Origin of the sequence: Fructobacillus sp. EFB-N1 (assembly GCF_001038455.1) — a bacterium.
GTDB lineage: Bacteria > Bacillota > Bacilli > Lactobacillales > Lactobacillaceae > Fructobacillus > Fructobacillus cardui.
In genome coordinates this window covers 20,038-28,981 of record NZ_LDUY01000016.1, presented here as the reverse complement: position 1 = coordinate 28,981, position 8,944 = coordinate 20,038, and the positions used below count along the sequence as shown (strand labels likewise).

The following is an 8,944-nucleotide window of genomic DNA, read 5'->3' as shown; positions in this document are numbered from 1 at the left end:
TTGTTGATAGTAATAGTCGGACGTTGGCTAAATGGTTGCGTGAGAAGCAGTGGGGTACTGATACACGAGAAGCGTTGGCATTATTCGTTGAATGGCTATCCACTAAGTGGCATAGCAATAAAGAATTGATTGATAGTAATTCTAGTCGTCAGTCCCAGGTCGAAAAAAGGCAGACTGATTTAGAGGGTCGATTTACTGGGGTTCTCAGTGGCGCTACCAAAGATAGCGAGGTAATCGATGCTCGTAACAGTCAGACATACGGCAAGTTCGATGTATTAGACAAGCGATTTGAAAACATTGAAACTTTGCTGGCCAAGTACGTGCCACAAGGTTTTGAGGTAACCATCAAACACAATTTAAATCGAATGCCGACAGTGTCTGTATTCAGCTATGAATGGGCAATTGGAACAGCTCCTAACGGTCTAGGAACAGAACCACAAGGGTTATTCGGTGGAACTAATCCAGTATCTGTTGCCAGCAATGTAGTCTATTCAGACGTTAATACGATCAAGGTTGTGCTTCCCCTGGATTACAAGATGGACGGCACAATTGAGCAACACGGCAGTAGCTGGTACTTAGTCGAAGGCATTAAGTCTTTGAAATTCAAACTAGAATAAAGGAGATATTCATGGAAAAGATTTTTAAGGGCATGGATAACGCCCCAGATGCAATTAATGGAAACTTTAACGAATTGGCAGACCCAAAGCGTGATGTGACGGTTAATGATTTAACTGCTAACGGAGATATTAGAGGTAAGCAACAGAAAACTAGCCAAACTTTTAAGGCGTGCGGGAATGGTGTAACAGTTGTTGTTCAACGGAGTGGTGATACAGTCAATCTTACAGGATATGGGAATCTACCATGGGACACGTTAAATGGTTGGTCAGATATTGACATGCAAATTCCTTTAGGTTTTCGTCCAATTTTGGAACAGAATATGACTGCTTGGGTCGGTAATACGGCCGTCTTTCTAAATGTAGTGACAGACGGTAAAGTATTTAACCAAGGTATGTGGGTACAAATTGGTAACGATAATAACCATACGGGTTTCAACTCTCAATTTAGAGTTTGGGCAACATATACTACTAACGACTCATGGCCAGCATAAGGAGGACTAATAAATGCAATGGTATTTCAAATTTAACCCAACAACTTTTGAATTTATCCCAGGAGCTATTCAATCTGATGAACAGCCAGAGAATACTACAACAGTAGAACCAACTGGATTCTATGGACTTCCTAAGTGGAATCAATCCACTAATTCATGGACAGGAAATTCAATGGATGATTATTTAGCCGAGCAAAAGGCAAATGCTAAGCAGCAGGTAGATACGCAACAACAGCAATTAAACACGATTGCTAATCAACTTTTGAAGCAAAATATTGCATTGTCACAACGAGTATCGGCTCTTGAAAAGGAGGCTAAGTGATGTTCGACATTCTAAAGAATTGGTATGAAATGGGACTCGAAAACAACGATAGCCTGAAGAATTGGGTAATCGGGGAAATTATCACAGCGGACCAATACCAGCAAATCACAGGAGTCGTGTACCAATAATAAACGGGATTAGAAGGGGGATAGCAGATGCTATCAGTACAAAATATAGGCGATATTGCATCACTAGTTACAATTTGTGGTGCGATTATCGCAGGAATCGGATGGGGGTTTAAGGCAATTGTCTTAAATCCCCTTTTACGTGAAATCAAGTATTTAACGGATCAATTCAAGGGTTTAAATGAAACACTTCGTGAGATTCGCTCACACTCTGATGATTTAGAGGACCGAGTCAATAATCATGAAGTGCAGATTGGTCAATTGCAGGTATTAGTTGGACAAAAGGAGAAATAATAATGGACACAAATTTGCTAACGGCACTCGCAACAATTCTCACACCATTCTTGGGATATTTGGCTCATTCGGCTGTGACGTTGCTCAAGACAAAGACCAAGAACGGGAATTTGCAATTGTTGCTGACGTGGGCCGACCAAGCAGTGTCAATGGCTGAATCAACGTCACTAGCAGGACCTGATAAAAAGGCGCAAGCCATGCAATTAGTTACTAGTCGGTTGACTGCTAATAATCTAACCAATAAGTTCTCACAAGAACAAATCGGGGCGGTTGTTGAACAAGCAGTGATTCGTTTGAACGCTATCGGCACAACGAAATAATTAAAAAACGAAGACATCCATTGTGGGTGTCCTTTTTATATGAAAGGAAATAAAAAATGACAGTATCAGGATTGGCTACACCTTATGGATTCCAGTCGTTCCCTAATTACACGCAGGGCCGGCAGGGGAATTCAGTTAATAAAATCGTGATCCATCACATGGCCACAACTGACTATGATTCAGTTCCTGGCATTTGGAATAGTCGCCAGGCTTCAGCTCACTATGGTATTGGCCAAGACGGGCAGATTCGAGCCTATGTAGACGAAGACAACACAGCATGGCATGCAGGAGATTGGGGTACTAATTTAACGAGTATTGGCATTGAACATGCAAACGTTAATCTAGCTCCTAACTATGACATTGCACAGACAACTATCGAATCCAGTGCTAAGTTAGTAGCCGACATTGCTAATCGTTATGGATTTGGTCAAGTTGTTCCATATAAGAACTTGTTCCCACACTCGCAATTCACTAGCACAGCATGCCCAGGTCAGTTGACTGGTAAATTGCAAGAAATTGCTGACCGAGCTAATGCCATTAACAATGGCGGTGGTTATGTTCCAACTCAAACAGCCACTTCAGCCCCACAACCAGTGGCGCAAACCGCTATTCAAAAGTTCCAAGCTGGTGGCAATCGTTTCGTATTGCAGGGGTCATTTATCAACGATAACTGCCAATTGCAATATAGAATCTACCAGGTTCGGTCACAGGAACTGACAGCAGAACCGTTCGCTTGGCGAGACAATGGTATCCCAACTAAGTTGCTGGAAGACCTGGACGATCCACAGGGTCGTTCATTCAATGATGGTGGACGTGTAGCGTTTAAGAAGGAGTATCAACGGGGCACGATTGATAAGTATTCTGAGAATGCCAATGCAGTAGGAATTGATTTCTCGGACGGCAACGGTATCATTTGGTTCGATGCCGACAAGTTCTGGAATCATGCTTAAAAATACCCAATATTTAAAAATAGCAATACCAATTACTGCTTCTATTTTCAAAAATTAGGCGATTATTAAAAATAGGGCTTCGGCCCTGTACATAAGGAATAAAATGAATAACAAAGTAAAAACAAAAGTTAGCAAAAAATTATTGAGTAGTTACTTCCAAAATGATAATATTTTGGAAATTGTTTCAGATAAAACTAACATTGATATGTATGATTTATATTCAATTATTAACTACAATTACAAATTCATAGCAGATGAAACTTTTCAAAAATTATCTTTATATTTAGGTAATTAACCAAAGCTCTTAGGGGCGTACATATGATAAAATTTAATAGAAAGCTACTCGGGCTGTACGCAGTGGGATAGCGGAATTGACGGGGTAAAATGCAGACGTGCGCCCGTCTTTTTTTAGTGATATAACTTACATATCAAATAACTAAAATCGTCCAAGAGGTATCCGAGCAAACGCTTGGCTATTTTTTGTTTCAATTTATAAAAATGCACGATATTTACACGTGTTTTTGTTTAAAAGTTGATATATAGGCATTTTGTGTTCCGGTAAAAAGTATTGCGATTAATATTGGCGGCTTCACAGATTTGCTTCACTGTTAGTTTAGAGAAGGGGATTGTGCTAAATAAGCCAGCAGCTGTCTCCATAATATGTTTATGCATTAATTCGTAGGTCTTGTTGGCCATGGTAACTGAGACACTTTCTTGGATTTGTTGCTCTTTGTAACAGTATAACAATTTTAACTCTTTAAAAGTGGCCAGTTCGTTAATAAAATAGACATAATGATTAAATAAAAGGAGGAGCAACCATGCTCAAGCGTCTTGGAGAATGGATTTATGAAAATAAGTTCAAGACCTTTCTTGTTTGGTTGGTTGCCATTGCTGTTTTAATTGGTGGGGCAGTGGGATTCGGTTCTCACTACACAACTAATTTGACAATTACTGGCATTCCATCAACCAACATACAAAGCACTCTTGAAAAAGAGTTTAAGATGAACCCGAATAGCGGAACGATGAAGGCCGTTATTCAAAATAAGAAGGATGGTGTTGCTGACGATAAGACCAAGGCCGAAGTGGCCTCTGCTATCGATAAGTTGCAAAAGAAGTATTCTTCAGACATTAAGTCAATTTCAAACCCCTATACAACAGGGATAATCAGCTCTGATAAGACGACAACTTACGTTGACATTACCTTCAAGGATGATTCAACAAACGTTTCCCAGGATGCAATTGATGGCGTAAAGGATACGTTTAACGATAAGGTGAAGGACTCCGATACTAAGGTCGCCTTTACTGGGTCAGTCAAGGTGACACCAATCGGAGTTGGCGGCAAGTCTGAGCTAATTGGAATTGTCATCGCCTTCGTGCTGTTATTGGTATTGTTCCGCTCCTTCGTGACAGCTGGAATGCCAATCATTTCAGCCTTGGTTGGTTTAATTGCAGGGGTATTGTTGATTACTATCGGTACCAACTTTGTTACATTAGCTAGCGTTAGTCAAACGTTGGCCGTCATGTTGTCATTGGCTGTTGGAATTGATTACTCGCTCTTTATTTTGAACCGTTATCGGACTGATTTGGCTGATACGAACGGTGACCGGAAAACGGCGCTGGGGTTGGCGCTTTCAGAGGCTGGTAGTTCAGTCATCTTCGCCGGTGTGACAGTTATTATTGCCGTTTGTGGTTTGGCCTTTGCGGGCATCGAATTCGTGACGACGATGGGATTGGCAACAGCCGTGGCCGTGGCCGTGGCCGTTGTTTCAGCGTTGACGTTCTTGCCAGCTTTGATTGCGGCTTGTGCTAAGTTCATTAAGCCAAATAATCAGACTGTTGAACATATGGCTAAGAACCCATCAAAGATTACTAAGTTTATTACAGGCCACCCTTGGACAGTTTCGATTGTGGCAGTCTTGGTCTTGGTTGGAATCGCCCTACCGGCGCAAAATATGCGTTTAGGAATGCCATATAACGGTTCATTGCCTGATAACCGAACAGAGCGTCAGGCTTATGACATGATTTCTGACAAGTTTGGTGAAGGGGTGAACTCACCTTTGATTGCGGTCGTTAAGATGGACACTGATAAGGGGCAAACAGAAAATGAAGCTAATTTGATCAAGATTGCCAGCTATATTGCTGACATGAAGGGCGTTAAGATGATGAGCCCATTGACTGTTGATCAGCAAAAGGCTGCCACTTTGCAGACGCAATTGACCCAAGAAGCACAGCAAAAGATGATGGCCCAAGCGCAAGCAACGGGTCAAGCACCTACTCAGGCTCAGCAGGACCAAGCAGCAGCTCAAATTAAGCAAGCAATTATTGCCCAGGCATCAAAGCCTTATCAAATCAGTGCGGATGGAAAGTACGCAATGATGGTTGTGATTCCAACCAAGGGATCAGCTGCTAAGCAAACAACTGACTTGGTTCACAAGATTAAGGATTACTCTGACACAACGGAGTCAAAGTATGATGCTAAGATTACGATGACTGGTGTCAATGCCGTTAACTTGGACATCACGAAGAAGTTGAACGATGCTACACCACTCTTTGCAGTGACGATTATTGTCCTGGCATTCATCTTGTTGATGGTTGTCTTCCGTTCATTCGTTGTTCCTGCTGTGGCTATGGTTGGCTTCGGCTTGTCACTGTTAGCATCATTTGGCTTTACCACATTGGTTATCCAAGAAGGCTTTATGAAGGGGCTTTTCGGTGTTGCTAAGGGGGCACCAATCCTCGCCTTCTTGCCAATTATCACAACGGCCTTAATCTTTGGTTTGGCAATGGACTACGAAGTCTTTATGGTCTCACGTGCCCGAGAAGAATACGTTAAGACTGGCGATAATGACCGTGCTGTCACGGTGGCTATGCAGTCATCTGGTCCGATTGTGGTAACGGCTGCTTTGATTATGATTGCGGTCTTTGGATCATTTGCTTTGGATCCGGATCCAACAATCAAATCAATTGGTTTGGCCCTCTCGTTTGGGATTTTCTTCGATGCCTTTATTATTCGCTTGCTTTTCGTGCCAGCAATGTTAAAGATTTTTGGGAAAGTCAACTGGGTTTTCCCGGGTCATAAAAAATAAAAAACCGACACCTTTCATAGTTTTGCTGCTTAATAAAAATTGAAGGTCAAGGAAAAGCTAGCTCAGTTGAGCTGGCTTTTTTGCTTTTTGGCAAGTCTTTAATGGTCCCGTAGTGCATTAGAAAACATTCCTTCATTCCCTAAATAGCGAGTGTGCTTATTTCTGATAAAAAACGACTGACGTTATTATGGTTCGGTCAAATTGCTTCTTCACTCTTCATTTTGAAATGTGCGCCCATAGTTTGGGTCAAAACAAATGGTAATCCACAGCGGGTTGTGGGAAAATAGTATATAATAGTTTCGAATTTGTAATTTAAAACTAAAGTAATTGCAATATTTTTTTGAGGTTGTTTTGATGAAAAATAAAAAAATACATTATCGAACTTAATCTTTACCATTGCACTTTTCCTGGTTGTCGAGCTCGTTTTGACTCAGGTTGTCCTCTATAGTGGCCTGGTTTGGTTCCGCCATGCTTGATCGATGACAGAGTTACAATCGAATTTTTTGTTCAAATTTGATGAGTTGTTGATTGTTATTGCTATTAACTGCCTGCTGACCAAACAGCAACTGTATTTTAGCCGGCAATTCCATTGGGTTAGCCTATGCCTTTGCTTTGTCATCATCTTGATGGCCGTACCGTTTTTGCTAACTAAGGACTTAACCACGAGTATTGCGGTGGGCTTAATGGGCGGTTTTTCAGAAGAATTCTTAGCTCGAGGTGTCCTTTTAGGGAAAATGCCCAGCTACTTTGTTCGAAAAAATATAGCCTCGATCGAATTTTTGCAGCAATTTTTTGGTCAAATTTGATTTTTGCGCTGATGCACTTCACCAATTTGGGCCAATCGGGACTGAATTATGTCTTGCTACAGTCCATTTTAGCCTTTATCTCTGGTTTAGTTTTTTCCGTAATCTACTTGCAAACAGGCAGTCTCTGGTACCCGATTGCCCTACATTTTACGGATGATTTTATGCGAACAGCGCATGACACAGCTGCAACGGCTGGTGGGTAATTTGGCCTATGGGCCTTGGCCGCGATGACCTGGTTGAAGGTTGGCATTTTCATTTATGCCTTAGTCATGTGGCGTAAGAAAAAGCCAGCGCTGGTGCGCTTAGTCGAGCAACAAGACTATTAAGTCCTTGGCCCTGATTGCAGGTGCCTAGCTAAGGAAGCAGTTAGTTAAGAAAGTGTTTTGAAGGAGTATTTATGCAAGGTGTCTACTCAATCACCATTATTTTATTGGTGGCTTCGGTACTGGCAACTGGAGGTAGTTGGTACTTAATTCAGAAAAATCGGTACCGATTACTGTGCGGTATTGCGTTGAACGTAACGTTAATCACTTACATTCTGACGGTGGCCGCTGTTGTTGTCCAGGTTAACCAAGGCTGGCTACGGACAATTTTTGTTGCTGGAGCCTTTTTGGTTTTAATTCCAATTTTTTTGCTTGTTTTGTCCAGTTCTTATCTGTTTCTCTGGAACGCCTACTTGGTTTGGCGTCGTGAAAGTCATTCATTTGGGAATACTTTGACTTTGTGGCTAGGGGTCCTGCTCTTGGTGGTTCCAGCGTTTTTTCGACTGTTAAACCGGTTTTGGGCTGAAAACTACTGGGTAATGGTGGTTGAAAAATTAGCTAATTCATTTCAGCTTTATTTACTGTTTTGGGTTTTGTCATTTTTGTCGTCATATCTTTTAACTAAAATAATTCGTTATCGCTATGACCGTGAATACATTATTGTTTTAGGGGCAGGTTTACTCCATGGTGATCAAGTATCACCCTTGTTGGCTTCCAGGATCCAAGTTGCTGCAGACTTTCGTCAACGCCAGTTAAATAAGACGCAAAAGCCTTTGAAATTAATTATGTCTGGTGGCCAAGGTGGGGATGAAAAGCTGCCTGAAGCAATGGCCATGAAAGTTTATGCTGAGAAAATTGGCATTCCCGCTGATGCTATTTTGGTTGAAGACCAGTCAAAAAACACCTACCAAAACATGGCTTTTTCTAAAAAAATTGTGCTAAAGCATGGTTGGTCCTTAAAGCAGGGGCTCTTTGCCACTAATGATTACCATGTCTTTCGCGCGGCAGGCTTTGCTCGATTTGTCGGACTAGAAATTGATGGCCTGGGTGCCAAAACGAGCCGGTATTTTTTGCCCAACGCCCTGATTCGGGAGTATGTCGCCATTTTATTACAGCACAAGGTTTTTCATGCTATTTTAGCCCTGGTATTGATAGTAAATAGCTTTTTTGTTTAGGTGATAGAAGGGGGTAAGCAAATGAAAAAGAAGGTTGCTTTGTCTGCAGTGGGTTTGATTACTATTTTATTTGGCCTTGGTCTCTTTTACCAGGGGGTCAATTACTATCAAAATACCTATGCCGACCAAATTGCATATACTAAAGTTCCAGACCAAGTTCCAAAAAAAGTGGTGACCAAAGACGATAGCGGTAAAGTAGTGCCAAACTCATATTCGTATAATTATACCTTTACTTTCGTTTTGATTGATGGTTCTCAGCGAAAGTTGGATTTTGCCTTGTCAGGTAGCACTGTCAAAGCTTACCAACCCGGTGCATATTTGCAGGCGAATATTTCTAAAACCAGGGTTGTGTATGGGCCAGAGGTCGTGAATAAAAATAAGGTTCCTCGTGACCTTCAAGAGCTCTTAGACAAAATAGAGGGCTGAAGTTGAGCGTAAAAAAGACTAGTGAGCAGTGCTGGCAAGCAAGGAAGTGAAGAGCTTTCTTACTTGCCA

General features: G+C 41.6%; 14 protein-coding genes. 12 read left to right on the top strand and 2 right to left on the bottom strand.

Annotated features, from left to right (window positions below):
- The 7 genes from FEFB_RS08715 to FEFB_RS08285 form a co-directional block, all read left to right on the top strand.
- Positions 1-617: hypothetical protein (locus FEFB_RS08715; protein WP_047975112.1), on the top strand; the 617-nt coding region annotated here is incomplete at its 5' end.
- A gap of 11 nt (positions 618-628) precedes the next feature.
- Entirely contained in the window at positions 629-1,108 is a 480-nt protein-coding gene (locus FEFB_RS04840) for a hypothetical protein (RefSeq protein WP_047975110.1), read from the top strand.
- A gap of 13 nt (positions 1,109-1,121) precedes the next feature.
- Positions 1,122-1,430: a hypothetical protein gene (locus FEFB_RS04835; RefSeq protein ID WP_047975109.1), complete on the top strand. Its 309-nt coding sequence runs from the start codon at positions 1,122-1,124 to the stop codon at positions 1,428-1,430.
- The gene (locus FEFB_RS08475) at positions 1,430-1,558 is read left to right on the top strand and encodes an XkdX family protein (protein WP_082131916.1); all 129 of its coding nucleotides are present in this window, start codon (positions 1,430-1,432) and stop codon (positions 1,556-1,558) included. Before FEFB_RS04835 ends, FEFB_RS08475 begins: the two co-directional genes overlap by 1 nt.
- Before the next feature lie 27 nt (positions 1,559-1,585).
- Positions 1,586-1,849 carry a hypothetical protein gene (locus FEFB_RS04830; protein ID WP_047975108.1) on the top strand — a complete coding sequence of 88 codons (264 nt, stop codon included), beginning with the start codon at positions 1,586-1,588 and terminating at the stop codon, positions 1,847-1,849.
- A 2-nt stretch (positions 1,850-1,851) separates the two neighbouring features.
- Complete coding sequence (locus FEFB_RS04825) at positions 1,852-2,169, top strand: phage holin (protein WP_047975107.1); 318 nt, start codon at positions 1,852-1,854, stop codon at positions 2,167-2,169.
- Between the two features lie 56 nt (positions 2,170-2,225).
- The gene (locus FEFB_RS08285) at positions 2,226-3,119 is read left to right on the top strand and encodes a peptidoglycan recognition family protein (RefSeq protein WP_053068952.1); all 894 of its coding nucleotides are present in this window, start codon (positions 2,226-2,228) and stop codon (positions 3,117-3,119) included.
- A gap of 525 nt (positions 3,120-3,644) precedes the next feature.
- Here FEFB_RS08285 and FEFB_RS09195 read toward each other — a convergent pair.
- Positions 3,645-3,776 (bottom strand): TetR/AcrR family transcriptional regulator, encoded by a 132-nt coding sequence (locus FEFB_RS09195; protein ID WP_369795910.1) that lies wholly within the window; start codon positions 3,774-3,776, stop codon positions 3,645-3,647.
- A 161-nt stretch (positions 3,777-3,937) separates the two neighbouring features.
- Here FEFB_RS09195 and FEFB_RS04810 point away from each other — a divergent pair, with 161 nt between their 5' ends.
- Positions 3,938-6,205, top strand: a complete 2,268-nt coding sequence (locus FEFB_RS04810; protein ID WP_047975105.1) for an MMPL family transporter — start codon at positions 3,938-3,940, stop codon at positions 6,203-6,205.
- A gap of 196 nt (positions 6,206-6,401) precedes the next feature.
- Here FEFB_RS04810 and FEFB_RS04805 read toward each other — a convergent pair whose 3' ends face one another.
- Positions 6,402-6,602 carry a hypothetical protein gene (locus tag FEFB_RS04805; RefSeq protein ID WP_047975104.1) on the bottom strand — a complete coding sequence of 67 codons (201 nt, stop codon included), beginning with the start codon at positions 6,600-6,602 and terminating at the stop codon, positions 6,402-6,404.
- Positions 6,603-6,684: 82 nt separating this feature from the next.
- On the opposite strand from FEFB_RS04805, the gene FEFB_RS04800 reads away from it, so the two are divergent.
- From FEFB_RS04800 to FEFB_RS04785, 4 genes are all read left to right on the top strand, one after another.
- Positions 6,685-7,011 (top strand): hypothetical protein, encoded by a 327-nt coding sequence (locus FEFB_RS04800; protein ID WP_047975103.1) that lies wholly within the window; start codon positions 6,685-6,687, stop codon positions 7,009-7,011.
- 11 nt (positions 7,012-7,022) lie between these two features.
- Positions 7,023-7,214, top strand: coding sequence for a type II CAAX prenyl endopeptidase Rce1 family protein (locus FEFB_RS09190; RefSeq protein ID WP_369795909.1), 192 nt, complete (start codon positions 7,023-7,025; stop codon positions 7,212-7,214).
- Between the two features lie 194 nt (positions 7,215-7,408).
- Positions 7,409-8,449 (top strand): YdcF family protein, encoded by a 1,041-nt coding sequence (locus tag FEFB_RS04790; RefSeq protein WP_047975101.1) that lies wholly within the window; start codon positions 7,409-7,411, stop codon positions 8,447-8,449.
- A gap of 21 nt (positions 8,450-8,470) precedes the next feature.
- Complete coding sequence (locus FEFB_RS04785) at positions 8,471-8,875, top strand: YxeA family protein (protein ID WP_047975100.1); 405 nt, start codon at positions 8,471-8,473, stop codon at positions 8,873-8,875.
- Positions 8,876-8,944 lie beyond the last annotated feature (69 nt).